The organism is Paenibacillus glycanilyticus NBRC 16618, assembly GCF_004000805.1.
GTDB classification, from domain to species: Bacteria; Bacillota; Bacilli; order Paenibacillales; family Paenibacillaceae; genus Pristimantibacillus; species Pristimantibacillus glycanilyticus.
Map to the genome: position 1 here is coordinate 155,018 of NZ_BILY01000006.1, position 25,908 is coordinate 180,925.

Below are 25,908 nucleotides of genomic sequence, written 5' to 3' on the forward strand. Positions count from 1 at the left end.
AACCGATTATAGCAAAGAGGGGTTGTACCCATAAGAGAAGAAACAGTTATACTTGTATGTTATTTAATTCCAATAAGGAGGTTAATTAGAAGTTGAGAGGAATCATTGTTTTATTAGCCGTATCATTCATGCTGTTAAGCGGCTGCTCGAACGGGGGAGCGGGAGATTCACCGTTAATGGACGAGATTAAGAGCAGTATGGACAAGGCTAAGGTGAAGGCTGACGAGATCGTTCATGTGGAAGTCGTACAGGACGGTTACCAGGTTTTTTATCGCAATGGCGAAGGACTTAACACGGGATTTGTGGAAAATGACGCTGCCGCAAAATGGACACCATTTTCACAGGAAACAAATAATCTAAACCCTGAAACCGGCTTATCCTGGAGCGCGAATAATAAAGAAAACCTGCATTTGTACTTCTTCTATGGTGCTATCACCAATCCGGATATTGCCCGGGTGATCACGAAGAAACCGGACGGATCGCTTGAAAAATCAGCCAAAATCGTAACAACCGAAAGCGGCGTAAGACTGTGGTTCAGCTACTACGATAGGCAGGTCGACGCGCCGATGGACATCATCGGACTAAACAAGGACGGAAAGGCGATCTACCCTGATTGATTCCTTTCACATATCGTTCTGATTTAGTGTGATTGGAATCACACCAATGGGCTGCCATTCTTCCGTATACTTTGAACATAACTAGTTGAAGAAAGCGGGGAGAGCTTCATGCTGAATGAAAACACGATAGCCATTATTAAATCGACTGTACCGGTGCTTGAGGTTCATGGGACGGCAATTACGAAAAGGTTCTATCAATTATTGTTTGCCAGTCAACCCGAGCTTATGAATGTATTTAACCATGCTAACCAAAGACAGGGCAAACAGCAGACCGCGCTTGCGAATACCGTTTATGCCGCTGCCCTCTATATCGATAAGCTTGAAACCATTCTGCCGGCCGTGAAGCAGATCGCGCACAAACATCGGAGCCTTGGCATTACGGCAGACCAATATCCGATTGTCGGCCAAAACCTGCTGCAGGCCATTAAAGAGGTGCTGGGCGATGCCGCAACCGATGAGATTTTGAATGCATGGGCCGAAGCTTACGGCGTTATCGCGAATGTGTTTATCAGCGTGGAAGCGGAGATGTACAAGGAAGCCGAAGAGCAGCAGGGAGGCTGGGCGGGTTACCGCGCTTTCCGCATCGAGCTCAAAGTTCAGGAGAGCCATGTGATTACCTCCTTCTACCTGGTGCCGGAGGACGGCGGAGCGATTGCAGCATTCGAGCCGGGTCAATACGTAAGCGTAAAGATGAGCATTCCCGATCAGAAGAACACTCATATCCGTCAATACAGTTTATCGGATGCGCCAGGCAAGCCGTATTACCGGATCTCGGTCAAAAGAGAGGATTCGCAGCCAGGCAAGGATGCCGGCGTTGTCTCGGTCTACCTGCATGAGCAGGTGAAGGAAGGCGATGTGCTCTGGCTGTCCGCACCGGCCGGTGATTTCACGCTTGATCTGAAGGATACGCGTCCAGTGGTATTGATCAGCGGCGGGGTTGGCTTGACGCCGATGGTCAGCATGCTCAATACGCTTGTGGATACGAACTCCGACCGTCCCATCACATTCATTCATGCGGCGCAAAACGGGCAACTCCATGCCCTTAAGCAGCAGGTAGAGGAGAAGATCGGTCAAGCAGCGCAAGCAAAAGCTTACTGGTGCTATGCGCAGCCAACGGAGCAGGATGCGGGAACGTACCACAAAGAAGGTTATGTGGATCTTCCGTGGCTGCAGGAAGTTATTCCGTCCAAGGATGCCGTTTACTACTTCTGCGGACCAACGCCGTTTATGGCTCATATCAACCGCCAGCTTCTCGAATGGGGAGTTCCTGCGGCAGATATTCATTACGAATTTTTTGGACCAAAGGGCAGCCTGGATGAGGCGGAAAAAGAACCCGTTGCCAAGTAACCGGCTGCTTCCAATCAGCTTTCCTTCTTGGCCCGCAGCAATCGGTTGATCGTCTCCCGGCGGAGACCGATAAACTGTCCGATCTCGTCCTGGGTCAGGACATCGGTCAGCTTCTCCGGAGAAATGTACTGATCGAACCAGGCTTCAAGCTTTGACAGCTTGTCCGCCGGAGCAATCGCCGTCAACTGATCGATCCGCTGCTGCATCATGCGAAGCTTATCCTGCAGCTGCAGCCCGATTGAACGATAGCGCTCGGGGTGCTGTTCAAGCTCCTCGTACCAGGCGGCAGCGGGGAAAATATCCACTTCACTTGTGACGATTGCGATAGCGGTGCCGAAGTAAGGGTTAGGAGTGATGAGGGAATGATGCGGGATGATTTCGTCCGGCACGATAATATTGACCAGAATCTGCGAGCCGTCGGGGTGAACGCGTACAATTTTGAGCAGCCCGCTGCGCAGATGGAAGAGAGGTCCCGACTGGCCCTGCAGAAATAACGTTTCGCCTTTATGCAAAATCATAAGCGGTAAAGCCTCCATATGAACAAGCGAAGCCTGAAGCAGGGCTTCGCTTTTTTCATTTCATTATACGACAGTTTGAATTTTCATGTTGCATTGCCTTCCAGTTCTTGTATCCTAATAGGAGAACCTGCGTTCGATAGGAGGGATGGCTTGCGACAGTTGGAGAATGAACAGGACATCATAGATCTCGTGCTTGAAGACGAATGGATGATGAAGGTGCTGCATACGGCGGGATCGTTGAACTTGCCGGACTGGTGGGTATGCGCGGGCTTCGTAAGGTCGAAGGTATGGGATTATTTGCATGGTTATACGGAGCGGTTCGCGCTGCCGGATGTGGATCTGATTTATTATGATCCTTCCCAAACGGATGAAGCGGAAGAAAAAGCGCTCGAGCAGAAGCTGAGAGACGTCATGCCGGATGTGCCTTGGTCGGTGAAAAACGAAGCGAGAATGCATCTGGTGAACGATATTGAGCCGTACACATCCGCCGTTGATGCCATGTCCAAGTTTCCCGAGACGGTTACCGCTCTTGGTCTGACCTTGGACGGGCAGAATGGCGTCGTGCTGTCGGCACCTCACGGAATCCGGGATTTGCTGGGCTTCGTTGTCCGGCCTACGCCGCATTTTAAGCAGTCGCCAGCGCTTATGGCGATCTATGAGAAGCGTCTTCTACAGAAGAATTGGAAGAGCAGATGGAATAAGGCAGAAGCTGCGCTCACTCAGGTTTACATGGTTCGGCATGCGCACTCCGTCTATAAGGCAGACGAAGAGTTGTACCGGCCGTTATCTCCTCAGGGAGAGGAAGCGGCAAGAAAAGTCGCCGATCTTCTGGCGGACGAACGGATTTCGGCGATTATCTCCAGTCCGTACAAACGGGCGCTTCAAACGGTCGAGCCGTTAGCGTTGCGTAGAGGTCTTACTATTCAAGTGGAGGAAGACTTCCGGGAACGGTTATTGGCGGACCGGCCGCAGGATGATTTTCATTATGCCATCCGGAAGGTATGGGAAGAGGAAGCCTTCTCCTGGCCGGGTGGCGAATCCAATTTTGTCGCGCAGCATAGAGGGGTAGAGTCTCTACAAAGCGTGCTTCGGCGTTATCAGGGAGATACAATCGCTATCGGGACGCACGGCAACCTTATGGCCTTAATGATTAAGGCCTTTAAGCCGGAATACGGCTTTGCATTCTGGCAGCAGCTGAGCATGCCGGATATTTATAAGCTTAGCTTTAATGGCCTTGCGTTCACGCATATCGAGCGGGTTTGGGCGGACTCCGAGAAAGAGGTGCAGCAACAATGAGCAGTCTGCTGCAGGTCAGGGTTACCGGAATTCTGGTTGAAGAAGGCCGCCTTTTATTAGTAAAACAAAAAGTATCGGACAGCCGGGCATGGTCATTGCCGGGAGGTCGCGTCGAGCAAGGGGAAACACTGGAGCAAGCGATCATCCGAGAGCTGGAGGAAGAGACGGGATTAACAACGCGAATTATTAAGCTGCTGTACCTTTGCGACAAACCGGATGCGTCACTGGTGCATATCACCTTCCTGCTCGAGAGAGCCGGCGGACAGCTGCGTATGCCAACCAATGAATTCGATCATAATCCGATTAGCGACCTAGCGTTTATTCCGGTGTCGGAACTCACGGAGCATGGATTCTCCGCGCTTTTTCAGCAGCTTGCGCAGCATGGTTTTCCGGATGCCGGGAGCTACAAGGGACTCAAGACTAATATCGGATTGTAAATCAAAGTCATACTCTATGAAAAATCTTAATAATATGTAAGTAAGAGAGGGATATCCCTCTCTTTTTCAATCTTTTTCGTTAAAGTAGTTGTAAGCTTTCGTTAATAAGTCGGAGAGCATCAACGTTTGCTCCTCGCCCAGGTGCTCGACCAGGCCGCTGAGATGCTGGTTCAGCTGCTCGTCCGCTTCCTTCGCAATCTGCTCTCCTTTTGGAGTTAGCTCAATTCCCACGGAACGCCTGTCATCCGGATCTACGGTACGTTCGACAAGCCCGTCGGCAATCAGTTTCTTGAGAAGCTGGGTGACGGTGGGGGTAGTGACAAGCAGCTTGCTGCTGATTTCGGATACTCTGATTTTAGGATTATCGACATCGGTATTCATCATGATGCAGAACAAAATGCGAAGCTCGCTCTTGTTAAGACCGTTAACCGATCTTTGTCTCCACTCGGCTTTCGCAAAACGGGTAAATGATTCCCTCAAACGTTGGATGGTCTCCTGATGGTTGTCTTTGTTCATACCTACTCCCAATTCCTAAGTTGTTAATTGTTTATACTTGAAATATATCATACTTCTCATTATTATGATTATAGTTAAGTTGGTAAACTAATTATTTAACGCCAAAATAATGGGGTGGAACGATGGTTAACGTAGGAGTAATGGGTACGGGTTACGTTGGGCTTGTCCATGGTGCCGTGCTATCCAGTTATGGTTTCCGGGTTACCTGCATGGACGTAGACGAACAGAAAATCGAGCGTCTGAACCAGGGCATTTCTCCAATCTACGAGCCAGGGCTCGAAGAGCTGCTCCAAAGCGGTCTTCGCGCCGGTAATCTCGTCTTTACGGCAAGCGCGCAGCAAGTCGTTCAGACAAGCGACGTTCTGTTCATTGCGGTGGGAACGCCCGCCAAGGAAGACGGCAGCGCGGACCTATCGTATGTCTGGGATGTGGTGCAGCAGATCGGCAAACATATCAACGGTCATAAAGTGATTGTCAGCAAATCAACGATGCCCGTTGGAACAAGCAGAAGCATTGCCATGTATCTTGACGGTATGCTCAGAGGCACCCCGTACCGGGCTCACGTCGCTTCTAATCCGGAATTCCTGAGACAAGGCAAGGCCGTCAGCGATTCGTTGTCTCCATCCCGGGTTGTGATCGGCGCGGAGAGCGACGAGGCGGTGCAAATGCTGAAGAAGGTTTACGCTACTCATCTTGAGCAGGATGTCCCGTTTCTATTCACGAACCGGGAAACTGCCGAGATGATTAAATACGCGTCAAACTCCTTTCTGGCGGTCAAAATTTCTTTTATTAACGAATTGGCATTATTATCCGAAAAGGTTGGCGCGAAAATTCAGGACATTGCGACGGGCATGGGCATGGATGACAGAATTTCGCCGCATTTCCTGCAGGCAGGCCCCGGTTATGGAGGCAGCTGCTTCCCGAAAGATACGCAGGCAATCGTGGATGTCGGCAGGAAGAACGGCGAGGAGCTGTACGTCGTGCGTGCGGCCATAGCAGCCAATGAAAAGCAGAAGGCAAAGATGGTGAGCAAGATCGAAGAGGCGTTATCCTTTGACGGGACTTTGAAAGGAAGAACCGTTGCGGTATGGGGGCTTACCTTCAAGCCGGATACGGATGACATCCGTTATTCCCCCAGCTACGAGATTATTCAGGGACTGCTCGGCAGAGGAGCTACCGTTAAGGTCTATTGCCCGCAAGGGATGAAGCAGGCGAAGCTTTATTGGACGGATTTGAACGGCCGCATCCAATATTGCGGCAGCGAGGCGGAATGCTCGCAGCAGGCGGACGCGATTGTGCTGATGACCGAATGGGAGCAGTTCCGCGCTGCCAATTGGGAGAAAATCGCCCGCGGCATGCGAGGGAACGCGTTTTTTGATATGCGGAATATGTTTGCGGGGGACGCTTCCGTCCTTCAATGGTTCAAATACTACCCGGTGGGCGCAAGCGAGCACGGGTATCCATTGCGGGAGGCACAATGAAGACGTATTGCGTAACCGGAGGAGCGGGTTTTATCGGCTCCCATCTTTGCGAGCAGCTGCTGGCTCAAGGCCATCGTGTCGTCAATATCGATAATTTCAATGACGTCTACGACTATAAAACCAAAATCAGGAATATCCTGAATAGTACAAGGTCGGATTTTCCTTTCACCTATTCGGGGGATAAGGATGGCGATTTGGCCAAGCTTCAGGCGGTTGTCGAATCGGATGGTTACCGGCTGGTTATGGCGGATATCCGCAGCATGGACGAGCTTGAAGCCGTATTTGCCAGCGAGAGAATCGACGCCGTTATTCACCTGGCGGCAATGGCCGGCGTTCGGCCGTCGATTGAGGATCCGCTTCTGTACGAGGATGTGAATGTGAAGGGAACTCTTCATATCCTGGAGGTGATGCGTAAGCATGGCGTGCGCAAATGGCTTTGCGCCTCTTCTTCGTCCGTGTACGGGAATAACAGGAAGGTGCCATTTTCCGAGGAAGATGTCGTGGATTACAGTATTTCGCCTTATGCGGCGACCAAGAAAGCCTGCGAGGTGCTGGGACATACGTATCATCATCTTCATCATATTGATACGATTATGCTGCGCTTCTTCACGGTTTACGGAGAGCGGCAGCGGCCTGACCTTGCCATTCACAAATTCGCGGGGATGCTGGACAAGGACGAAGAGCTGACGATGTACGGTGATGGCTCCTCGAGGCGGGACTACACCTATATCGGCGATATAATCGCGGGTATTCTTGGCGCCTTGTCGTATGTGGAACGGATGGAAAATCTCTATGAGGTTGTGAATCTGGGCACGAACCGAACCATCACGCTCCGGGATTTGATTACCAGCTTGGAACAGGAGTTTGGCAAAAGAGCCCTTATTCGTACATTGCCCAACCAGCCGGGAGATGTGGAGCAGACCTATGCCGACGTATCCAAGGCGAATCAGCTGTTCGGCTACAACCCGCAGACCGATTTTGCTGAAGGAATACACAAGTTTGTTACATGGTACAGGGGGAATAGACATGGTTAAGTTATCGGTCGTTGCGCCAATCTATAACGAAGAAGAAAATATTAAGCTGCTGCACGAGGCGATTACGAATGCGGTTAAAGATAAAGTAGAGAGCTACGAAATCGTCCTCGTCAATGACGGCAGCAAGGATCGCAGCGCGATGCTGCTCGATGAGCTGGCGGAGCAGGATTCCAATGTGAGAGTGATTCATTTCGAGAAAAACTGCGGTCAGACCGCGGCGATCTACGCCGGCCTCAAAGGCTCGGCCGGCGAGCTGGTTGCGCTGATCGACGCGGATCTGCAGACGGACCCGCGGGATATTTTCAAGCTGATGCCTTATATTCCGAATATGGATTTCGTGAACGGCAAGCGTGTGCGGCGCAGAGACACCGTCGTGAAGAAGGTATCTTCCCGCGTAGGCAACGGCGTCCGCAACTGGCTGACAGGCGATCAGATCTACGATACCGGCTGTCCGATGAAGCTGATGAAGCGTGAGGTGGCGGACAGCTATTATTTGTACGAGGGCCAGCATCGTTTTCTCCCGACTCTGGCGAAGATTAACGGCTTTAAGGTTATCGAGGTAGCCGTATCCCATCAGGAAAGACAGCATGGCGTATCCAAATACGGCGTATTTAACAGAGCCTTCGTGGGGCTTATGGACGCGATCGTCATTGGCTGGCTCCGCAAACGGGTCATTCGCTATCAGATCAAAGGCCATTAATTATGTGGTGGCATTCGATTATAGGCAATGTGTCGGCCGGCAACATGGGATGGATAATTTTTGGCTTTATCGGGCAGATCATGTTTACGATGCGGTTCATTACCCAATGGCTGGCGAGCGAAAAAGCGAAAAAAACCGTCATTCCGCTATCCTTCTGGGTCTACAGCATCCTGGGCAGCGCGGTCTTATCTATTTATGCGATATACCGCAAGGATCCTGTCTTTCTGCTGGGCCAATTGCCCAGCGTTTTTATCTATTTCCGCAACATTATGCTAAACCGCAAGTCCGAAGTGCAGGCCGCGAACAGCAATTCGGTGGATATGTAGTTAAAGCTTTGAATGGAGAAGCACTTAAGCCCCTTTGGGGACCTTAAGTGCTTTTTTATTGGCGGCATAGAGCAGGTTAAAGTCCTTGAGGGATCTTAACCTGCTCCAGAAAGTGAAATAGGACATCACCTTTATTGATAGGACAAGCCCAAGATATCTTGGCATAAATCGCTAAATATTGGCATGTTCTTCCTATCGCTTGCGGCATTATACTAATCGGTGCATGGCGATGAAAGCGTTGCCAGTAATCGTTGATTGAGGAAGGAGGACTGAAGGGGGCAAATCACGCGATTGGCTAGAGCTCAAGTACGGCCATGAACAACTATTGCGAATTAGGGAGGAAATAGACGAATGTATACGGTTTATCGGGAAAGGGCGACGAGAAAGCTGCTGGTCTTGACGCTATGCGCGGTCATGCTGGTCTCGCTTGTATCGTCCGTATTTATCCGTGAAGTACATGCGGCGGGCTCATATTTATTATCCCAGAATAAAACGGCATACGCCTCTTCCGTGGAAGGAGGCAACGCGGCGAATCTTGCGGTGGACGGTTCTACCGGCACGCGCTGGGGAAGCCAATGGGGCGTGGATCCGCAATGGCTTTATGTCGATCTTGGCGCAACCGCCACGATTGACCGCGTGAAAATCCAATGGGAAGGTGCTTATGCAAAAGCTTACAAAATCCAGGTTTCCAGCGATGAATCGACCTGGAACGACGTTTACTCGACAACAACGGGAGACGGCGGCACCGATGACCTTGCGTTAACGGGAACCGGCCGCTACGTACGGGTATTAGGCACGCAGCGTGCCCTTGCGGCTTACGGTTATTCCATTCTGGAATTCGAAGTATACGGGACTGGCGGCTCTACGGCCCCACCGGTGGATTACGGTCCTAACGTTGCGCTGAACAAACCGGTAACGGTATCATCGACTGAAAATTCCGCCTATTTGCCTCCGGGCTCAACCGCTGCGTCCAATGCGGTTGACGGCAATGCGGCTACGCGCTGGTCGTCCAACGCAACCGACAGTGAATGGATCTATGTCGATCTGGGCTCCGCCCATCAGATCGGCCGGGTGGTCCTCAACTGGGAAGCGGCAGCCGGACGGGCATACGATGTTCAAGTATCGAATAACGGCACGCAATGGACAACCGTCTATCGCGAGCTTCACTTTGCGGGAGGCAAACAGGAAATCCCGCTATATACGAACGGGCGTTACGTTCGGATGAACGGGATCGGCCGCGCGACAAGCTTCGGCTATTCGCTTCTCGAATTCGAGGTTTACGATTATATCGCCGGCCAGCCGCAGCCGACGTATTCCATTCCGGCGCTGCCAACGCCAACAGCCGTGCAGTCGGGCTCCGGCAGTTATCTGACCAACGATATTCATATGCCGCAGCCGAAATATCCGGCTAACAAGACGTCGAACATCTCGACTCCGATCCCTTCGAATGACTGGTGGCAGTCGATTCTGATCAAGCCATACGGCGATTATCTCGTAACGCTGCCGCTCAAGTCGAAGTACTTCCAGCAAGGGCTTGGCATCCTCAATCCGGGAGCGGGCTGGCTGTCCTCGGACGGCAGAGCGGTAAATGCCGACGGCAATCCCGATCTGTACGTCATGTCAAACAGCATTAACACGTCCAAGCTGCAAACGCGCGTGACGGGTTACGGCGACTGGTCGGTAGACGCGGTTGTAAGCGACGATGCCACGGACAAAATGAAATCGACCTTCGTCAAAGGCTCGCCTTACGTGTACAATACCTTTGCCGATCCAAGCTCGGTTGAGATTTATTCCTCGCTGATTACGCAGCTGTTCGACGACAACGGCAACTCCGTCCTGACGACCGAAGGAGCTACGCTGACAGCCGACCATATCGGCGTGAAGCTGGTGAACACGGACGGCAGCGGCGCATCTTATACGCGTTACTACGGAATTTTTGCGCCGGCGGGAACGGTATTCAAGAAGGTTGGGGCTAAGGTCAAAATCCAGCTCGGCAGCGGAGGCAATTATCTGTCGGTTGCCGCTTTGCCGTCCGCTTCAAACCTAAACTACTACTACCAGCATGCTTATGCCTTCGTAACGGACACGAAAGTGAATTACAGCTATAACGAATCGACTTCGCAGGTGACAACGGATTACACGCTGACAACGGCTCTGAAGCGTACCGGGTTCTCGAATCAGGCGCTGACAACGCTTCTGCCGCATCAATGGAAGGTGTCTTCGACACCGCTTACCGCACTGTCTTATCCTTCGGTCCGCGGTACGTTGAAAGTGCGCGAAGGCAATACCTTTACGACGGTCGACCGCTTCTACGGCATCGTGCCTCAGTTCACGGAGCCTACGGATTCGGCTTACGACAAGTCGCTGATGGTCTCTTACCTGAAGGCTCTGGACGAAGAAACAACCAGTAACCTGATGGCTGCCGACGCTTATTGGCAAGGCAAGAAGCTCCATCCGCTTGCCATGGGCGTTCTTGCGGCTAATGAGCTTGGCGAGACGGCTTACCGGGATAAATTCCTGTCGCGGATCAAGACGATCCTGACGGACTGGTATACGTACACGAACGGCGAACCGGACTATTTCCTGTACTATAACTCCGATTGGGGGACAACGTATTACAAGTCCAGCGAGTTCGGCGCGAATAACGGCATTACCGACCATCACTTCACGTACGGTTACTACGTATTTGCATCTGCCGTGCTTGCGACCTTCGACAATGATTTCAAGACGCAATACGGTCCGATGATCGATCATCTCGTCCGCGATTACGCAAACCCTTCGCGCACGGATGCCATGTTCCCGTTCTTCCGCAGCTTTGACCCTTATGAAGGCCATTCATGGGCAGGCGGTTACGCGGATAACGACAACGGCAACAACCAGGAAGCGGCAGGCGAATCGCTCTTCGGATGGGTTGGCCAATACATGTGGGCATTAACGAACGGCGATACGGCTTTCCGCAACGCCGCGATTTACGGCTTCACGACGGAGCTTAACGCGGTGATGCAATATTGGTTCAACTATGACGGCGACAACTGGATTCCGCAATATACGCACAAAACGGTAGGACAAGTGTACGGAGCATCCAACTTCTTCGGCACCTTCTTCAACGGAGATCCGGTATACGTGTACGGGATCCATTGGCTCCCGACATCGGAATATTTGACAAGCTACAGCCTTGTTCCGGGCAAAGCAGCAGGACTGTACAGCGGTTTTGTAGCCGATAACGGCGGTCCGGAGACGGATTGGTATCATATCGTGTGGCCGATTCAGGCGTTAAGCGATCCGCAGGCGGTCATTAACAAATGGAGCGCAACCAACATGCAGAAGAACGAAATCTTTAACACGTATTGGTTCGTTCACAACATGCAGACGCTTGGCACGCGTACGAAGGAGGTCTGGGCAACGGGCTGGACGAGCGCTACGGTGTACAAGAAAGGCAATGCGTACACCGCTCAAATCTGGAACCCGACGGCAAGCCCCGTGACGGTAACGTTTAAAAATGCCGCCGGCACAACGGGAACGGCGGTTGTAGCCGCGAAATCCCTTGTATCGGTGAACCCGATGGTGAACACCAATTCCGGCGATAGCTGGCCTCCGGTCGGCAGCGGCGGAGACAACGGCGGCGGTGATAACGGCAATGGCGGCAACAATGGCACGGATACCAACGTAGCGCTGAACAAAACGGTAACGGTATCGTCGACCGAGGCTCCTTTTGCCGGATCGAATGCCGTCGATGGCAACGCGCAGACCCGTTGGGCATCCATTGCGGGTGCCGATCCTCAGACCTTAACGATTGACCTCGGCTCCTCGCAGCAGCTCAGCCGAGTGAAGCTGAACTGGGAGACGGCATACGGCAAATCGTATAAGGTTCAAGTATCGGCTGACGGTAACAGCTGGTCCGATATTTATGCAACAACAACCGGTGACGGCGGTATTGACGACTTCAACGCAACCGGAACCGGGCGTTACGTCCGGATTGCTATGACGGAGCGCGGTACGATTTACGGCTATTCGCTGTATGAGGTTGAGGTTTACGGTCATGCCGCAGCCTCCTCGAATGCAACGCTACTGTCCGTAGGCAAGACGGCAACCGCTTCTTCCTACCAGGATCCGTTTGTCCCGGCTTCGGCCGTGGACAATGATCCCGGCACGCGCTGGGGTTCTGTGACCGGCACCGATCCGCAGTGGATTACCGTTGATCTTGGCGCAAGCCGCACGGTAACCAACATTAAGCTGAAATGGGAGACCGCTTATGCCAAGTCGTTTAAGCTGCAAATCTCGGCGGACGGCAACAGCTGGACGGATTTGTACAGCACAACGACGGGGACGGGCGCCGACCTTGACCAGAATGTAAACGGCAATGGCCGATACGTGCGCATGCTGGGAACGGAGCGCGGCACGCAGTGGGGCTATTCGCTTTGGAGCTTTGACGTATACGGCTATTAAGAATGATCAGAAGGAGACTGTCCCACCTGGGGACAGTCTCTTTGCCGTGTTACGGCGCTAAGTTGATATAAGAAGTTTGATAAAACCTTTCCACTGTTCTATGATTTGAGAATACTTGCCGGTGCGGCTCTCGCGGAGGAGAAGGAGGAGCAAAAGTAATGGTTCAAGACGTGGACCTGTTTGGGCAAACCCCACGTTTTTGGAAGTGGTTTTTTGGCGTAAAGCTTGTATTTGATCTTGTCATATCGGGTGTTTTTTATTTTGAACATTCCATCGCGCTTTTTTGGAGACTTAGCTTTATCGTCTTTTCAACGGCGGTATTTCTGCTGGTCTACCTGTCTTACTCCAATACGAACAAAAATCCCAACTGGCTGATTTATCTTCTTATTCTCGATTTCTTGGTATCAGCCTCTTACGGATACATCTTTATTGCCGGGAATTTCCCGAATCATCTGTTTATCGGAATAACCGCTTTAGCCATTCTGATGTTTATCCGGAGCACCCGCGTTCTTATTGCCGCAGGCTTTGTGCTGCTGCTGCTCTACGTGGCCACGATGGGCAGCATCGATTGGTATTTATATAAACGGCTGGATGCGGACAGTTATTTCATCACTTGTTCCTTTATCGTGTTTGCATGCATTGTAAAAGCGCTCATCCATTTCTACCAGCGTGCCCGCAGGGAAGCGCTGGAGCTTTACGCAAAGCTCCAGCAATCGCACGAGCAGCTGGAGGATTACGCTAGCAAGGCCGAAGAATGGGCGGCTTCGCGGGAGAGAGTGAGAATTGCGCGGGAAATTCACGATACGGTTGGCCATAAGCTGACGGCAGCGCTTGTCCAGATGCAGGCGGCACGCAAGTTAAGCCAGGTTGACCCATCTCGCAGCGACCAAGCTTACTTGGACAGCGAAGGGTTGATTCGGTCCTCTTTGCAGGAGGTTCGCCTTTCCGTCAGAGCTATCCGGGATGAGCCTATCCAGTCGACCTCCTTGAACGAAAGTCTGGAAAGACTTTCTCGGGAGTTTACGAAATTCGCAAACGTGTCCACGAGCTTCCAATCGAACGGGACACCCGTTGCATTGCCAAGCAATCTCCAATTGACGGCTTACCGAATCGTGCAGGAATCCCTGACGAACGCGCAGAAGCATGGACATGCGAGTCATGCCGAAATTTTATTATCTTATTCCGAGAGCGGTTTTGCGCTTGCCATCCGCAACGATGGAGAAATGCCCGGTGAATTAAAGCCCGGCTTTGGATTAATCAATTTGCAGGAACGCGTGAAGGAGTGGAACGGTCAGGTGCGGTTTCAATTAGACCCTGCGTCAGGCTTCGCCGTGGAGGCTCGTTTTCCTTATCCTGCGACAGATATGGAGCGTGGTTATAGATGAAAGTCCTTGTTGTGGACGATCAACGGATTATGAGAGAAGGGCTGGCAACCATTATCGGCCTCGAACCCGGCATGGAAGTCGTCGGAACGGCGATGGACGGTCAGGATGCTTATGCTAAAGTGTCGGAATGGCGGCCGGATGTGGTGCTGATGGATATTCGAATGCCGGGAATGGACGGAATCGAAGGCTCCGCGTTAATACGCAAGCATTTTCCCGAGACGAAGGTGCTGATCCTGACGACCTTCGATGATTCGGAATTAATTATCAAAGTTCTTGAGAATGGCGTTCACGGTTATCTGTTGAAGGACATGCCTTCCGAGGCGATCATCGGGGCCATCCGAACCGTCTACAATGGCGGTACCGTGCTGCAACACGATATTACGTCCATGCTGATCAAAGAGTTTGTCAAAATAACCGAATTGAACCCGGAGAAGTCGCATCCTCTGGGCGCGCAAGAGCCAGCGGAATTGAAGCAGCTGACGGAGCGCGAGAAAGAGGTGCTGGCTTTATTGGGGCAAGGTTTAAACAATAAGGAAATCGCGGGCACGCTTTTTCTGACGGAGGGAACGGTAAAAAATCACGTATCCAATGTGATCGCCAAGCTTGGGCTGCGCGACCGGATGCAAGCTGCTATTTATGCGGTTCGTCATCTTTCATAAAAACCCTGGAGGCATGACTTTTGGCACGGGGCATGAAAATATTCATGCTTCAGCTGTCCGAAGTGATGCCTTTTCTATTGCCAGATCATGACTTTCCACAGATTTATGGACAACGGCCTCTTGCTAAAATGGGTTTACAAGTTGAAGAGGAGGTGCGTTGGCAATGAAGCTGATGAGGTATGCGATTCCGATTGCCGTACTTGCTGTCGCGGTGTTTTTCTTTAAAGGTTCTTTTAGCAAAGCAGAGGCTCAGGATATTCAGAAAACGATCGTTGAAAACGCGAATACGACTTACGAGAAGGCGATATTTTCCGGGGGCTGCTTCTGGGACATGGAGGAGGTTTTCCAAAAGCTTGAGGGCGTGACGGGCGTGGATTCCGGCTATACGGGCGGACATACGGATAATCCGACTTATGGAGAAGTCAGCTTGGGAACAACGGGACATCTTGAATCGGTTGAGGTGTATTATAACCCCCATATCATCTCGTATGACGAGCTTCTCCAAGTGTTCTGGCGAAACGTTGATCCAACGGACTCGACGGGTCAATTCGAAAATCGGGGAAACGAGTATCAATCGGCTATCTTTTACATGAATGAGGAGCAGAGGCTGGCTGCTGAGGCATCCGAAAAGGAAGTGGAGGCTTCCAAACGGTTCGATAAACCGATCGTAACGAGAATCGAAGCGGCAGCGGCCTTTTACAAAGCCGAGCCCGAGCATCAGGACTATTACGCGAACCATCCTTACATGTTCAAGATGAATACCCTTTTTTCCACTCGCGACTCATCGCTGGATCAGATCTGGGGCAAAGACCGCGAAGTGAAAATCAGCCCCAAGCAGCCCTACGCGAAAGAATTCAACAAAGCGGAAAAGCTGAAGACGTTAACGGAGCTTCAATACGCAGTAACGCAAAACGGCCAGGATGAGCCTCCGTTCGATAATCCGTATTGGAATAACACGGACGAAGGCATCTATGTCGATATCGTATCGGGTGAACCGTTATTTAGTTCCAAGGATCAATTCGATGCCGGTACGGGCTGGGCAAGCTTTACAAAGCCGCTGGAGCCCAATAACATCGTGCTGCATGAAACGGGCGGATTATATTCCGCGGTTGAAGTGAAAAGCCGCGCCGCGGATTCCTTTCTGGGCCATGTGTTCAAAGACGGGCCGGCGCCAACAGGGCTCCGATTCTGCACAAACTCCGCATCGCTGGAATTCATTCCGAAGTCCGAGTTGGAGCAAAAAGGCTACGGGGAATATGCCTCCCTGTTTAAATAAAAAACAACCTTAATGGAGGAGCGATTAAGATGAGAAAAGAATTTGTGTTACATGTATTTGATAAACATCTTGAGCAATTAATTGAGGTATTTGGACAATGTCCGCCGGAGAAACGGGATGTCATTCCTGAAGGCTTCAAAAATCATATTCATTGGCATTTGGGGCATGTGCTTGCGGTAACGCAATTCCACGTGTTTGGTCTAGCGGAGGAAACCCCGATTTTTCCGGGAAGCTACGATAACATGTTCGCTTACGGCACGAAGCCTGCGGATTGGGACGAGCAGCCGCCGCAATGGGAGGTGCTGTACGCACAGCTGAAGGAGCTCCGCAGAGCGATGCATGAGACGTTCGAAAACCGACTTGACGAATTGGTTCCGGAGAACTTCCTGAAAGCCGAAAATATCGGCGAGCTCATTATCGCGACCTCCTTGCATATGTTTTACCACCAAGGCGTCGTTTACGGCATGCTTAACGCGCTGAAATAATAAAGACAAAACAAAAACCGCCTATCATTGGGCGGTTTTTGTTCGTATCAAGCCGTCATTTAAAACATCGGTATAAGGTATCTCGCAATGAAATACAGCACCCCGAAAGTAATGATTACATAAGCAAGGTATTTGATAAAGGTTGCTGCCACACGGCTCGGGTCATGCCTTTTCTCGATATGGCGTTCTTCATAATCATGTTGTTGAACGGACATTCGAATCACCGCCTCAATTTTTTGTAACTTCTATTATGTGTTTACCCTAGGCGGCAGGAGATTAAACAAGTGATAAAAGTTAACAAGTACGATATACCCCGTCCGAACGTTCGACACATCCTTCCATTATGATTAGCTAAATAAAATACCATGCAGAAATGGGGAAGAAATGTGAAGAACCGGATTTGGATTGTTTTGAGCGTTACGCTGCTGCTTTCCGCATGCAGTAACAATGAAGGTACGAAAGGCAGGGCGACGGATGCTCCTGCAAGTCCAACATCCGCACAGCAGCCGACTGGCAGCAAGACGGACACGGACCCTGTCAAGCTAACGTTTGCCACTTATTTCCTAAGCGATCAGATGAAAACCGCAGTCAAGAAATACGAATCGCTTCATCCGAACGTCGAGGTCGAGCTCCGAACGACGCTCCCCTACGGCAAGGATTTGGACGAAGTAACGGCTCTGCAGGAGAAATACATCACCACGATGAACACGGAGATTCTGGCCGGCAAGGGTCCGGATCTCATGGAGCTCGATATCCTGCCGCAGGAGTCGTATACCGGCAAGAAGCTGCTTCTGGATCTGGACGAGCTCATCGAATCGACGCCCTCGTTCAACAAGGAAAACTACTTCATGAATATATTGGACAACGCCAAGCTTGATGGCGGGCTGTACGGCATACCGCTATACTTTTCGCTGGACGCCCTGCAGGGGGATGCGGCTGCTATTGGCAAGACAGGCGTGGCAATTGACGACAGCAACTGGTCCTGGGAGGACTTTATCGCAACGGCCAAGCAATTGAAGCAAAAGGGGAACGCGGACGCCGTGTTCTACAGTTCGCAATCTTACATGTTAAGCGAGCTGACAACCGAGAATTTCGCGCAAATGGTCAAGCTGCAGAAGGGGAAGAAAAGCTTCGACGCGGCTTTATTCATCAGCTACATGAACCAGATCAAACAGATGAATGAAGAAGGCATTCTCTTTGACATCATCAAGGATGGGGGAGGGAGAGAATCCTTTTCAAAAGGCGATCTGCATACTTACTTCTACGATACCCGCATTGAGTCATTCGAAAATTATGTATATAACGCGTCGATAGAGGGGGTGCCAACTCTCTACACGAAACCTCATCCGCACGAGAATGGCCCGGGCGGCTATTTCACAACGCTTGGGACGGTAGGCATTAACGCGAATTCCGCTCATCAGCAAGCAGCTTGGGATTTGCTTCAATTCCTGATGGAAGACGAAGCCGCGTCAGCTTCCTCTTCGACGGTTATTCGAGGCTTCCCGATTAATCAGAAGGCCTATGATTTGCAGGCGCAAAAGCTGGCGCAAGCAGGCAAGCTAACAACGGAAGGGAAAGAAGAGATTACCGTTAGCAAAGATAGGCTGAACTCGCTGAAGAGTGCGCTTTCTGGCGCCGTTCATTGGAACTACGCCCCATCAAACTTGGACTTGGAACAGATGATTTACAAAGAATCGGAGTTTTTCTTCAGCGGCCAGAAATCGGCTGAGTCAGTTGCGAAGCTTGTGCAGAATAAAGTGAATTTAATGCTTAACGAGTAGCAATTCAAATGGCTGTGTAATTCGGTGAGGAGAGCCTGCAATAGGAGACAGCCGGTCTTATGATAAGACCGGCTGTCCCTCAGCCTCACCCTCTGCCGCTGAACCGTTTGATCGCTTCCTCGGTTACCGGCGCGAAGAGGTTAATCAGGTTGCCGTCGGGATCGCGGAACAGCGCGGCACGGTTGCCCCACGGCATCGTGGTTGGTTCCGTTACCCATTGGCCGACGAACGGCTTCAGGCGCTCGTATTCGGCATCAACGTCGTCGACGCGAAGCTCGATAATGACCGAGCGATTATTGGCGGCTACTGCGGAACCGGCGCCGAACAGCTGCACCGTCTGCGAATGTCCGATCGCCAGCGTAAAAGGCGGCGTAACGAATTCCGCAAAGACGGGCGCGGGACGTTCGGCCGAAACGCCCATGACTCTTTCATAAAACTCGACTAGACGATCCAAGTCGTCGGTAATGATGCGTATGGAAGCAAAATTCATGTTTGATCATCCTTTCTGATTTCGAGTATAAAAAAACGCTACTGACAACTGTATGTCAGTAGCGTTTTTTTCTTAATTACAAGAGCGTATTCAAGCAGACAGCTCCGATTTCGCGCACGCGAATCTTGAATAGCTCCGTGCCCGTCGTGCGTGCGATAAGTTCGCGGTATTCGTCTACCGCCGCATGCGGCAGAACGGCTAGAATAACGCCTGCGAAGCCGCCGCCGTGCACACGGCAGGCACCGTCTCCCAACTGCTCGATGAAACGCTCAGTAATGGCGAGCGTAATTGCTATGCCTTGCTCGCGGGACACCGATTCCTGGTAAATGTTCTGCAGCCATTTCCAAGAGGAATTGCCCGAGGCGGTAATATGCTTCAGCACGTTTTGCCACTCGCCTGACTTAATGGCCTCTACTTGCTTCCCGACACGGTCGTTTTCATCCAGGAAATGCAGCGCCCGCAGCACTGCCCGATCCCCGGCGGTTTCGCGGAGCTCCGCTAGACGTCCGTAGATCATCTCTGCCGTCAAATCGCGGCATACCTCTACGCCGAAGGCTTGCGCCACCGCCCGCATTTCGTTCGGAATGGAAGCATAGTCCTTGGTCAGGTCGGCATGGTTACCGCCGGTGCCGACGATGACAAGACTGTAGCCTGCTGCTTCAAAGGTACCCGGAATTCGCTCGATCCGAGGCTGTGCCGGCTCTTTAAAGTCGATGGTAATCATACCGCCGTACGAGCAGGCCATCTGGTCAAGCATCCCCGACGGCTTGTTCCAATACAGATTCTCGGCATGCTTGCCGATCCGCGACATCATAACCGCGTCGAGCTCTCCGTTGTTATACAGCGTGCTTAGAATCTGGCAGACCAGAACCTCGAAAGAGGCGGAGGAGCTGAGTCCCGACGCCGGAAGAACGTTACTGCTGACGCTGGCATTAAATCCTCCGATTCGGTACCCGTGCTGCCGGAAACCGTGTGCGATACCGCGGATTAAAGCAGCTGTCCCGCCTTCGCCTTCCTGAGGTTCCAGATTATCCAGATGGATAACGGAAATGCCCGGATAACCTTCGGATATAACGGAAATGACCCCGGTATCCACGGCTGCCGCTGCCGCGATCGTATCTAACTGAATACTAGCCGCCAGCACCTTTCCATGGTTATGGTCCGTATGATTGCCGCCTATCTCTGTACGGCCCGGCGCACTGAAGTACTTCAAGGACTCCGTGATGCCGAATTGCGTGCCGTATCCTTCCATGCATTTCCGGTATCTGTCGATCTGCTGCTCCCGCTCTTCGCTGCCGTACATCTGCTCCAGCAGCTGCTTTGCCTGAGCCGAATAAAAAAGCTGTTCGAATTGTTCGTTCATCTTGAAAGTTCCTCCTGGTCCTGACGGTTTGAATAGAAGCTATCATGTCCATTGTATCGGATTGCAGCGTTTACAGAAAGGCGGAACATGGACGCGAAGGATTAAACCGACAACAGCTAAATAACGATTACCCCCTGAAACCACGCATTTGCGCGGTTTTTTTGTTAGGCATGTGCCCGATTATTAGTGACAAGGTATTTTGTTTATAAAAGTACCTTGACAGTCACAGTAGTATGCCTTATTATGCAGATATGGAGGTGATTACATGAGCGAGAACAAAATCACATCCGACCTGCTGAGAGGACATACGGATACGATGGTTTTAAGGCTCTTGTCCGAAGCTGACCGTTACGGTTACGAGATTGTGAAGCTGATTGCCGAACGTTCGGAAGGCGAGTATGAACTAAAGGAAGCCACCATGTACTCGAGCTTCCGGAGGCTGGAGGCCGACGGCGACATCGAGTGGTACTGGGGCGATGAATCGCAGGGCGGACGTCGCAAATATTTTAGAATTACCGAAAAGGGCAAGGAGACTTATACCCGCAACAAAAGCAATTGGGAGTATGCGAAACGCGTGTTAGAAAACCTATTATAAGGAGAGATTTGACATGACAAATCCGAAATTGAACGATTATCTGAACAGCGTGTTTACCCCATACGACGGGGTGAAAAGCGTTACCGAATTGAAGGCCGACCTGCTTTCCGATTTGCAAGAGCGCTACAACGAGCTCAAAGCGGAGGGCAAGGACGATGAAACGGCGTTTAAGACGACAATCGAGAGCATTGGCGACATCGAGCAAACGATTCTGGAGGTCGCCAACCTCTCCCGCTCGCTGGAGCGTCAAGTGATCACCAACTTTAACGGCAGCAGCCTGGCGGACAGCGACTTTGCCGGCGTTAAAGCACATAAGGGACAATTCAAAGGCAGCGCGCTGCAAGGCTCCGATTTCTCCGGTGCCGATCTGACCGGCAGCTCGTTCAAGAGCAGCGACGTACGCCAAGCGAATTTTGACGGAGCGAACCTGACGGACTGCAGCTTCATCGCGCTGGATCTGACGAATGCCAGCTTCAACAAGTCGACCCTTGTGCGCACCAACTTCAGTAAATCGGGGCTGGACGGAGTCAAATTTACGGGGGCGAAGCTGACCGACGTTACGTTAACGCTGACGGATCTTAGAAAAACGAAATTCGAAGGCTGTTTATTTGACGGGGTTGATTTCAAATACTCCGATCTGACAAAGCAATGCTTTGACGGACAGACGTTTATCGGCGTCAAGTTTGAAAAAGCGGCTTTAACCGAAGCTTCGTTCAAAGGCGCTACGTTTAAAAACGTCTCGTTCCAGCCTGGTTTTACGTTGACGAAGAAGTACTATCGCATGATCAAAACCGTTAACTTCGACGGCGCAACCATGGATAAATTAACCTTCGCGCACCTCAAAGGCATGGATGCCGATTTGTCGAAAGTGACCGTTGTTTAAATAGGCGATTTACCAAGCAAGAATGGCTTCACATACTTTTTTAAGGAGGTTACCCCATGCAAACCAAGTCTATTCAAGTAAAAGGTCTGCGGAAATCCTACAAGCATCTCGAAGTATTGAAGGGTGTGGATTTCGAGGTAGAGCAGGGCAGCATCTTCGCTCTTCTCGGATCTAACGGGGCAGGGAAGACAACGGTAGTGAAAATTCTCACCACGCTGCTCGCGCCGGACGGAGGAACCGCAGCCATTAACGGATTTGATGTCTCGTCGCAGCAGGATGAGGTGCGTCAGGCGATCAGCTTGACCGGACAGTTCGCCGCCGTGGATGAAATCCTGACCGGCCGCGAGAACTTGATTATGATCGCCAAGCTGCGATATCTCAAAAATCCCCGCCAGGTCGCGGAAGACATGTTGAAGCGTTTCGGATTAACGGAAGCTGCGGACCGCAGAGCATCCACTTACTCCGGAGGGATGCGCCGCCGGCTCGACATCGCGCTTAGCCTAGTCGGCAAACCAAAGATCATTTTTCTGGATGAGCCAACGACGGGACTTGATCCCGAAGCCCGCATCGAGGTGTGGAAGGTCGTCAAGGAGCTGGCGGACGGCGGAACGACAGTCCTGCTGACTACGCAGTATTTGGAGGAGGCGGAGCAGTTGGCCGACCGGATTGCCATTCTTCACGAAGGCCGGATTATTGCCAGCGGCACGCTATCGGATTTGAAAAAGCTGTATCCTGCGACAAAGGTAGAGTATATCGAGAAACAACCGTCGTTAGAGGAAATCTTCCTCTCGATTATCGGCAAAAAGGAGGCTATGTAAATGGAAACGGCTAAGAAGCATTTTTTCATCGACATTAGCGTTATGCTTGGGCGTTCCATGCGCCACATTTTCCGCAGTATGGATACCATCATTACGGTGACCATTACGCCAATCGCCATGATGCTGCTGTTCGTGTACGTATTTGGCGGCGCCATAAAAACCGGAACGGATAACTACGTGAATTACCTGCTTCCAGGCATCCTCTTGATGGCGATTGCCAGCGGCATAGCTTACACGGCATTCCGGTTGTTCACCGATGTCCAGAAGGGGATATTCCAGCGGTTTCACACGATGCCGATATCGCGTTCCGCCTTGCTCTGGGGGCATGTCTTAACATCGCTCGTATCCAATGCTATCTCGGTGGCTGTCATCATTCTAGTCGCGTTAATCATGGGCTTTCGCTCGTCCGCGGGAGTGCTGCCATGGCTTGCCGTAGCCGGTATCCTCGCTCTGTTTACGCTAGCTTTAACTTGGGTCGCCGCGATAGCCGGATTATCGGCAAAAACGGTTGACGGTGCCAGCGCCTTTTCCTATCCTCTCATCTTCCTGCCCTTTATCAGTTCGGCATTTGTGCCTACCGAATCGATGCCAACCGTCGTTCGCGTGTTTGCCGAAAACCAGCCAGTGACCTCCATCGTAGAATCCATCCGTGCTTTGCTTGCAGGCCAGCCTTTACACAACGACATTTGGATCGCTCTTGCCTGGTGTGTCGGAATTATGCTCGTAGCTTATGTTTTCGCAATGAGGGTGTACAAAAAGAAGGTGTAACCGTCTATACAAAAAAAGCAAAAAGGCAGGATGGGGTGAAGCACCCTGATCCTGCCTTTTATTCTTTTTTAAATAGCTTATTGGACTAAGCTCTCCAAGTCCGGCTGCAATTTATTCCGCAGAATGTACAGCATGATCGCTCCGACGAGGAACGCGACGGTATCCGCAATGACAAGCGACCAGACGACTCCGTGGAAGCCGTTCATTTGATTGGCGATATAGAGAACGGGAATTAACGTAACTCCTTGAATGATGGACATAATAAATGCGGCGGTTCCTTGCGCTGTTGCTTGGAAGATCCCCGTAAACAACGTGGTCATTCCGGTGATGAACAAGGATAAGAAGGTTACATGCAAAATGTAACTGCCCATTTCGATCAACTGCGGATCGTTCGTAAACAAACCAATCAAATGGTCGGAAATCAGATAGACGATAATGCCGAACAAGACGGCTAACGACACGATCGTTTTGATCGTAAATCCGATCGTTTCCTTCATGCGCGATTTATTCGCCGTGAAGGTAAAAGCAATAAGCGGCACGACGCCTTCGCATAAGCCCATCAGAATGAATTCGGGAAACTGCAATAAACGGGATGAAATGCCGTAAGCCGCTACGGACTGATCTCCGTACTCGACCAGATAGTGGTTAAAGATAAGCGACATGGCGCCCAGAAAAATACTCATAATAAAAACGGGAACCCCGATTTTGAATACATTGCCCATATATCTCTTTGGTAGCCTTGAACCATTTCATGGAGATCGTTAGGAATTGGCTCTTTTTCCCCATATGGAAAGCAAAAAACACACACGCAACCAAGTTCGAAACGACCGTGGCAGACGCAACGCCGATCACGTCCCAATGGAATACGAAGACGACCAAAGCATCCAGAATAATATTGACGACAACGCTTAGAATCATACCGGTCATCGACGTGATAGCCGCGCCCTCCGAGCGTACGATGTTCTCCAGCGTGAAGAATAAGACAACGATTGGCGAACCGATAAGCATAATCGTGACATAGTCCTTGGTGAATCCGAAGGATTCGGGCGTTGCCCCGAGGCCATGGACGATAGGATCGATTAACGGGAGGCCAACCGCAATCACGATAAGACCAAGCACTAAACTGCTGTAGAACGCGAAGGAAGAGACATGCTTGACATCATCATATCGTTTCTCTCCCAGCAAACGGGAGATGAAGGTGCCGCTGCCCATGCCGATCAAGTTGCCCAGCGCCATTATAATCGCGAATAAGGGCAAGGTTAACGCAAGCGCGGTTAACATGGCGGTATTGTTAAACGTACCGAGGAAGTAGGCATTCAAGATGGAGTAGATTACACTCATCGATGTGCCCAGCATCATCGGTATGGCGAAGTGAGCTACGGCTTTTGCGACCGGTGCTTTTTCAAAGTAATGGAGGTTTTGCGCATCCATCTGGATCACTTCTTTCTTTATGTTTTGTGTTTACCTAACGGTGTTAGATTGAACCTTACAGTGTTAGATGATATCATGAACGTATTAACCTGTAAAGAACAAACTTACACTGTTAGATAAAAGGACGGATACGGATGAATAAGAAGCAGAAGCAGCCTCAGATTTCGGAGGATAAGATACTGGATGCCTCATGGGAGCTTTTGGGGGAGGATGGGATCGAGAAGTTTAGCATGAGGCGGTTGGCCGACCGGCTTGGCATTCAGGCTCCTTCTCTGTACTGGTACTTCAAGAGCAAGCAGAATCTTTATCAGCGTCTGGCCAACCAGGTATCGAAAATGATTTTGGAGGAGTTCCGCTCCGAAGGGGACTGGAAGGAGCAGCTGGCAGGCCTTGCGGTTACGGTACGGATTGTGCTCCGCCGTTACCCTTGTTCGACGCAGCTTATGATGATGACGCTGCCCCACGAGCCGGACATCATCCGGTTCACCAACCGCATGCTGCTCTGCGTGGAATCGACGCCGCTTGACCAAGAGCAGAAATTACAGGCTATTCTTACGGTTATGAACTATGTTTTCTACTTCGTTCTGGACGATTACGAGCATCAGCGCAATGTCTCCGCTATTCTTAAGGAGCAGGGAGAGATGCCAAGCGGGGAGATGCTTCATCTTCTCGACTCGATGAGCGAGGCGGATGCGGGACTGTTCCGGAGGATGTTCAAAACCGGACTGTTCGAGTTAATGGGGACGGACGGAGCGTTTGAGTTCGGATTGAAGCTGATTCTGTCGGGAATTGAGCAGGTAATTAAAGAACAGGAGACGGCGCATTAAAGAGGACGGATGGACAGCCTGCCGCAGCGGCAGGCTGTTTTTCGATTGACCCCATGCAGATTTTCTTGAAAAAAGGGCGTAAGCCTGCTTGCTTTTATTCGATATTTAGAATATTATCTAAATATCGAATAGTTACTTCGGGAGGAGTGAGTAAATCTTGAATGATGCTTTCAAGGCGTTGTCCGATCCGACAAGACGGCAGATTCTTCAAATGCTGAGGGAACAGGATCTGTCCGCCGGACAAATCGCCGACCATTTTAATATTTCCAAGCCAAGCATTTCCCATCATTTGAATTTGCTGAAGCAAGCCAAGCTGGTGACCGAAGAACGACAGGGACAAAACCGGGTGTACTCGCTGAACATGACCGTTGTGCAGGAAGCAATGGGCTGGTTCCTCGGCATACTCGGAACGAAAGGGGACTGAACGTA

Annotated in this window: 26 protein-coding genes and 1 pseudogene; 21 read left to right on the top strand and 6 right to left on the bottom strand. The window is 51.1% G+C overall.

The features are described from left to right. The first annotated feature begins 92 nt into the window (after positions 1-92). A complete protein-coding gene (locus tag PGL01S_RS06530; protein ID WP_127492675.1) occupies positions 93-617 on the top strand; it encodes a hypothetical protein in 525 nt (174 codons plus the stop codon). A 108-nt stretch (positions 618-725) separates the two neighbouring features. Continuing rightward, complete coding sequence (gene hmpA, locus PGL01S_RS06535; RefSeq protein ID WP_127492677.1) at positions 726-1,964, top strand: NO-inducible flavohemoprotein; 1,239 nt, start codon at positions 726-728, stop codon at positions 1,962-1,964. A gap of 14 nt (positions 1,965-1,978) precedes the next feature. Here the strand turns inward: hmpA and PGL01S_RS06540 are convergent, their stop codons facing one another. After that, positions 1,979-2,482 (bottom strand): Crp/Fnr family transcriptional regulator, encoded by a 504-nt coding sequence (locus PGL01S_RS06540; RefSeq protein ID WP_127492679.1) that lies wholly within the window; start codon positions 2,480-2,482, stop codon positions 1,979-1,981. Positions 2,483-2,632: 150 nt separating this feature from the next. Here PGL01S_RS06540 and PGL01S_RS31535 point away from each other — a divergent pair, with 150 nt between their 5' ends. Together PGL01S_RS31535 and PGL01S_RS06550 are read left to right on the top strand one after the other, a co-directional pair. Continuing rightward, positions 2,633-3,778 (top strand): nucleotidyltransferase family protein, encoded by a 1,146-nt coding sequence (locus tag PGL01S_RS31535; RefSeq protein ID WP_307719631.1) that lies wholly within the window; start codon positions 2,633-2,635, stop codon positions 3,776-3,778. Continuing rightward, the gene (locus PGL01S_RS06550; RefSeq protein ID WP_127492681.1) at positions 3,775-4,215 is read left to right on the top strand and encodes an NUDIX hydrolase; all 441 of its coding nucleotides are present in this window, start codon (positions 3,775-3,777) and stop codon (positions 4,213-4,215) included. The genes PGL01S_RS31535 and PGL01S_RS06550 overlap by 4 nt, the downstream gene beginning before the upstream one ends. 66 nt (positions 4,216-4,281) lie before the next feature. On the opposite strand, the gene PGL01S_RS06555 is transcribed toward PGL01S_RS06550, so the two are convergent. Then, positions 4,282-4,731: a MarR family winged helix-turn-helix transcriptional regulator gene (locus PGL01S_RS06555; protein WP_127492683.1), complete on the bottom strand. Its 450-nt coding sequence runs from the start codon at positions 4,729-4,731 to the stop codon at positions 4,282-4,284. 122 nt (positions 4,732-4,853) lie between these two features. Here PGL01S_RS06555 and PGL01S_RS06560 point away from each other — a divergent pair, with 122 nt between their 5' ends. The 10 genes from PGL01S_RS06560 to PGL01S_RS06600 all read left to right on the top strand — a co-directional run bounded on the left by PGL01S_RS06560 (position 4,854) and on the right by PGL01S_RS06600 (position 16,523). Continuing rightward, positions 4,854-6,212 (top strand): UDP-glucose dehydrogenase family protein, encoded by a 1,359-nt coding sequence (locus PGL01S_RS06560; RefSeq protein WP_127492685.1) that lies wholly within the window; start codon positions 4,854-4,856, stop codon positions 6,210-6,212. Further along, complete coding sequence (locus PGL01S_RS06565; RefSeq protein ID WP_127492687.1) at positions 6,209-7,246, top strand: GDP-mannose 4,6-dehydratase; 1,038 nt, start codon at positions 6,209-6,211, stop codon at positions 7,244-7,246. The genes PGL01S_RS06560 and PGL01S_RS06565 overlap by 4 nt, the downstream gene beginning before the upstream one ends. Further along, positions 7,239-7,946 carry a glycosyltransferase family 2 protein gene (locus PGL01S_RS06570; RefSeq protein WP_127492689.1) on the top strand — a complete coding sequence of 236 codons (708 nt, stop codon included), beginning with the start codon at positions 7,239-7,241 and terminating at the stop codon, positions 7,944-7,946. The genes PGL01S_RS06565 and PGL01S_RS06570 overlap by 8 nt, the downstream gene beginning before the upstream one ends. A 44-nt stretch (positions 7,947-7,990) precedes the next feature. Next, entirely contained in the window at positions 7,991-8,272 is a 282-nt protein-coding gene (locus PGL01S_RS06575) for a lipid-A-disaccharide synthase N-terminal domain-containing protein (RefSeq protein WP_164775392.1), read from the top strand. 351 nt (positions 8,273-8,623) lie between these two features. Further along, the gene (locus PGL01S_RS06580; RefSeq protein ID WP_127492693.1) at positions 8,624-12,718 is read left to right on the top strand and encodes a galactose-binding domain-containing protein; all 4,095 of its coding nucleotides are present in this window, start codon (positions 8,624-8,626) and stop codon (positions 12,716-12,718) included. A 158-nt stretch (positions 12,719-12,876) separates the two neighbouring features. Beyond that, positions 12,877-14,103, top strand: a complete 1,227-nt coding sequence (locus PGL01S_RS06585) for a sensor histidine kinase (RefSeq protein ID WP_127492695.1) — start codon at positions 12,877-12,879, stop codon at positions 14,101-14,103. Continuing rightward, the gene (locus tag PGL01S_RS06590; protein ID WP_127492697.1) at positions 14,100-14,762 is read left to right on the top strand and encodes a response regulator; all 663 of its coding nucleotides are present in this window, start codon (positions 14,100-14,102) and stop codon (positions 14,760-14,762) included. The genes PGL01S_RS06585 and PGL01S_RS06590 overlap by 4 nt, the downstream gene beginning before the upstream one ends. Before the next feature lie 20 nt (positions 14,763-14,782). Continuing rightward, entirely contained in the window at positions 14,783-14,929 is a 147-nt protein-coding gene (locus PGL01S_RS30765) for a hypothetical protein (RefSeq protein ID WP_164775393.1), read from the top strand. Beyond that, positions 14,926-16,038, top strand: a complete 1,113-nt coding sequence (gene msrA / locus PGL01S_RS06595; protein WP_127492699.1) for a peptide-methionine (S)-S-oxide reductase MsrA — start codon at positions 14,926-14,928, stop codon at positions 16,036-16,038. The genes PGL01S_RS30765 and msrA overlap by 4 nt, the downstream gene beginning before the upstream one ends. 29 nt (positions 16,039-16,067) lie before the next feature. Next, positions 16,068-16,523 (top strand): DinB family protein, encoded by a 456-nt coding sequence (locus PGL01S_RS06600; protein ID WP_127492701.1) that lies wholly within the window; start codon positions 16,068-16,070, stop codon positions 16,521-16,523. 59 nt (positions 16,524-16,582) lie between these two features. Here the strand turns inward: PGL01S_RS06600 and PGL01S_RS30770 are convergent, their stop codons facing one another. Beyond that, on the bottom strand, positions 16,583-16,738 hold the full coding sequence (locus PGL01S_RS30770) for a hypothetical protein (protein ID WP_164775394.1): 156 nt from the start codon (positions 16,736-16,738) through the stop codon (positions 16,583-16,585). 171 nt (positions 16,739-16,909) lie between these two features. On the opposite strand from PGL01S_RS30770, the gene PGL01S_RS06605 reads away from it, so the two are divergent. Continuing rightward, the gene (locus PGL01S_RS06605) at positions 16,910-18,304 is read left to right on the top strand and encodes an ABC transporter substrate-binding protein (protein ID WP_164775395.1); all 1,395 of its coding nucleotides are present in this window, start codon (positions 16,910-16,912) and stop codon (positions 18,302-18,304) included. An 85-nt stretch (positions 18,305-18,389) separates the two neighbouring features. Here the strand turns inward: PGL01S_RS06605 and PGL01S_RS06610 are convergent, their stop codons facing one another. Further along, a complete protein-coding gene (locus PGL01S_RS06610; RefSeq protein WP_127492706.1) occupies positions 18,390-18,794 on the bottom strand; it encodes a VOC family protein in 405 nt (134 codons plus the stop codon). A gap of 76 nt (positions 18,795-18,870) precedes the next feature. Continuing rightward, positions 18,871-20,157 carry a galactokinase gene (locus tag PGL01S_RS06615; protein WP_127492708.1) on the bottom strand — a complete coding sequence of 429 codons (1,287 nt, stop codon included), beginning with the start codon at positions 20,155-20,157 and terminating at the stop codon, positions 18,871-18,873. Between the two features lie 265 nt (positions 20,158-20,422). On the opposite strand from PGL01S_RS06615, the gene PGL01S_RS06620 reads away from it, so the two are divergent. From PGL01S_RS06620 to PGL01S_RS06635, 4 genes are read left to right on the top strand one after another with little or no spacing between them, the layout of a single operon-like run. Beyond that, positions 20,423-20,752: a PadR family transcriptional regulator gene (locus tag PGL01S_RS06620; protein ID WP_127492710.1), complete on the top strand. Its 330-nt coding sequence runs from the start codon at positions 20,423-20,425 to the stop codon at positions 20,750-20,752. A 13-nt stretch (positions 20,753-20,765) separates the two neighbouring features. Then, entirely contained in the window at positions 20,766-21,635 is an 870-nt protein-coding gene (locus PGL01S_RS06625) for a pentapeptide repeat-containing protein (RefSeq protein WP_127492712.1), read from the top strand. Positions 21,636-21,691: 56 nt separating this feature from the next. After that, positions 21,692-22,453 carry an ABC transporter ATP-binding protein gene (locus tag PGL01S_RS06630; RefSeq protein ID WP_127492714.1) on the top strand — a complete coding sequence of 254 codons (762 nt, stop codon included), beginning with the start codon at positions 21,692-21,694 and terminating at the stop codon, positions 22,451-22,453. Further along, a complete protein-coding gene (locus PGL01S_RS06635) occupies positions 22,454-23,221 on the top strand; it encodes an ABC transporter permease (RefSeq protein ID WP_127492716.1) in 768 nt (255 codons plus the stop codon). It begins immediately after the preceding gene. A gap of 77 nt (positions 23,222-23,298) precedes the next feature. On the opposite strand, the pseudogene PGL01S_RS06640 reads toward PGL01S_RS06635, so the two are convergent. Beyond that, positions 23,299-24,652 (bottom strand): annotated as a pseudogene (locus tag PGL01S_RS06640) (MATE family efflux transporter). Positions 24,653-24,786: 134 nt separating this feature from the next. Between PGL01S_RS06640 and PGL01S_RS06645 the strand changes: the two are divergent. Both PGL01S_RS06645 and PGL01S_RS06650 read left to right on the top strand, forming a co-directional pair. Continuing rightward, positions 24,787-25,479 carry a TetR/AcrR family transcriptional regulator gene (locus PGL01S_RS06645; protein ID WP_127492718.1) on the top strand — a complete coding sequence of 231 codons (693 nt, stop codon included), beginning with the start codon at positions 24,787-24,789 and terminating at the stop codon, positions 25,477-25,479. A 157-nt stretch (positions 25,480-25,636) separates the two neighbouring features. Next, a complete protein-coding gene (locus tag PGL01S_RS06650) occupies positions 25,637-25,903 on the top strand; it encodes an autorepressor SdpR family transcription factor (protein ID WP_015847019.1) in 267 nt (88 codons plus the stop codon). Positions 25,904-25,908 lie beyond the last annotated feature (5 nt).

Excerpts from the sequence above, each read along its gene's own strand:
- hmpA (WP_127492677.1), top strand. The coding sequence starts at position 726 with ATGCTGAATGAAAACACGATAGCCATTATTAAATCGACTGTACCGGTG.
- PGL01S_RS06540 (WP_127492679.1), bottom strand. The coding sequence starts at position 2,482 with ATGATTTTGCATAAAGGCGAAACGTTATTTCTGCAGGGCCAGTCGGGA.
- PGL01S_RS06550 (WP_127492681.1), top strand. The coding sequence starts at position 3,775 with ATGAGCAGTCTGCTGCAGGTCAGGGTTACCGGAATTCTGGTTGAAGAA.
- PGL01S_RS06555 (WP_127492683.1), bottom strand. The coding sequence starts at position 4,731 with ATGAACAAAGACAACCATCAGGAGACCATCCAACGTTTGAGGGAATCA.
- PGL01S_RS06560 (WP_127492685.1), top strand. The coding sequence starts at position 4,854 with ATGGTTAACGTAGGAGTAATGGGTACGGGTTACGTTGGGCTTGTCCAT.
- PGL01S_RS06565 (WP_127492687.1), top strand. The coding sequence starts at position 6,209 with ATGAAGACGTATTGCGTAACCGGAGGAGCGGGTTTTATCGGCTCCCAT.
- PGL01S_RS06570 (WP_127492689.1), top strand. The coding sequence starts at position 7,239 with ATGGTTAAGTTATCGGTCGTTGCGCCAATCTATAACGAAGAAGAAAAT.
- PGL01S_RS06575 (WP_164775392.1), top strand. The coding sequence starts at position 7,991 with ATGGGATGGATAATTTTTGGCTTTATCGGGCAGATCATGTTTACGATG.
- PGL01S_RS06580 (WP_127492693.1), top strand. The coding sequence starts at position 8,624 with ATGTATACGGTTTATCGGGAAAGGGCGACGAGAAAGCTGCTGGTCTTG.
- PGL01S_RS06585 (WP_127492695.1), top strand. The coding sequence starts at position 12,877 with ATGGTTCAAGACGTGGACCTGTTTGGGCAAACCCCACGTTTTTGGAAG.
- PGL01S_RS06590 (WP_127492697.1), top strand. The coding sequence starts at position 14,100 with ATGAAAGTCCTTGTTGTGGACGATCAACGGATTATGAGAGAAGGGCTG.
- msrA (WP_127492699.1), top strand. The coding sequence starts at position 14,926 with ATGAAGCTGATGAGGTATGCGATTCCGATTGCCGTACTTGCTGTCGCG.
- PGL01S_RS06600 (WP_127492701.1), top strand. The coding sequence starts at position 16,068 with ATGAGAAAAGAATTTGTGTTACATGTATTTGATAAACATCTTGAGCAA.
- PGL01S_RS30770 (WP_164775394.1), bottom strand. The coding sequence starts at position 16,738 with ATGTCCGTTCAACAACATGATTATGAAGAACGCCATATCGAGAAAAGG.
- PGL01S_RS06610 (WP_127492706.1), bottom strand. The coding sequence starts at position 18,794 with ATGAATTTTGCTTCCATACGCATCATTACCGACGACTTGGATCGTCTA.
- PGL01S_RS06615 (WP_127492708.1), bottom strand. The coding sequence starts at position 20,157 with ATGAACGAACAATTCGAACAGCTTTTTTATTCGGCTCAGGCAAAGCAG.
- PGL01S_RS06620 (WP_127492710.1), top strand. The coding sequence starts at position 20,423 with ATGAGCGAGAACAAAATCACATCCGACCTGCTGAGAGGACATACGGAT.
- PGL01S_RS06625 (WP_127492712.1), top strand. The coding sequence starts at position 20,766 with ATGACAAATCCGAAATTGAACGATTATCTGAACAGCGTGTTTACCCCA.
- PGL01S_RS06630 (WP_127492714.1), top strand. The coding sequence starts at position 21,692 with ATGCAAACCAAGTCTATTCAAGTAAAAGGTCTGCGGAAATCCTACAAG.
- PGL01S_RS06635 (WP_127492716.1), top strand. The coding sequence starts at position 22,454 with ATGGAAACGGCTAAGAAGCATTTTTTCATCGACATTAGCGTTATGCTT.
- PGL01S_RS06645 (WP_127492718.1), top strand. The coding sequence starts at position 24,787 with ATGAATAAGAAGCAGAAGCAGCCTCAGATTTCGGAGGATAAGATACTG.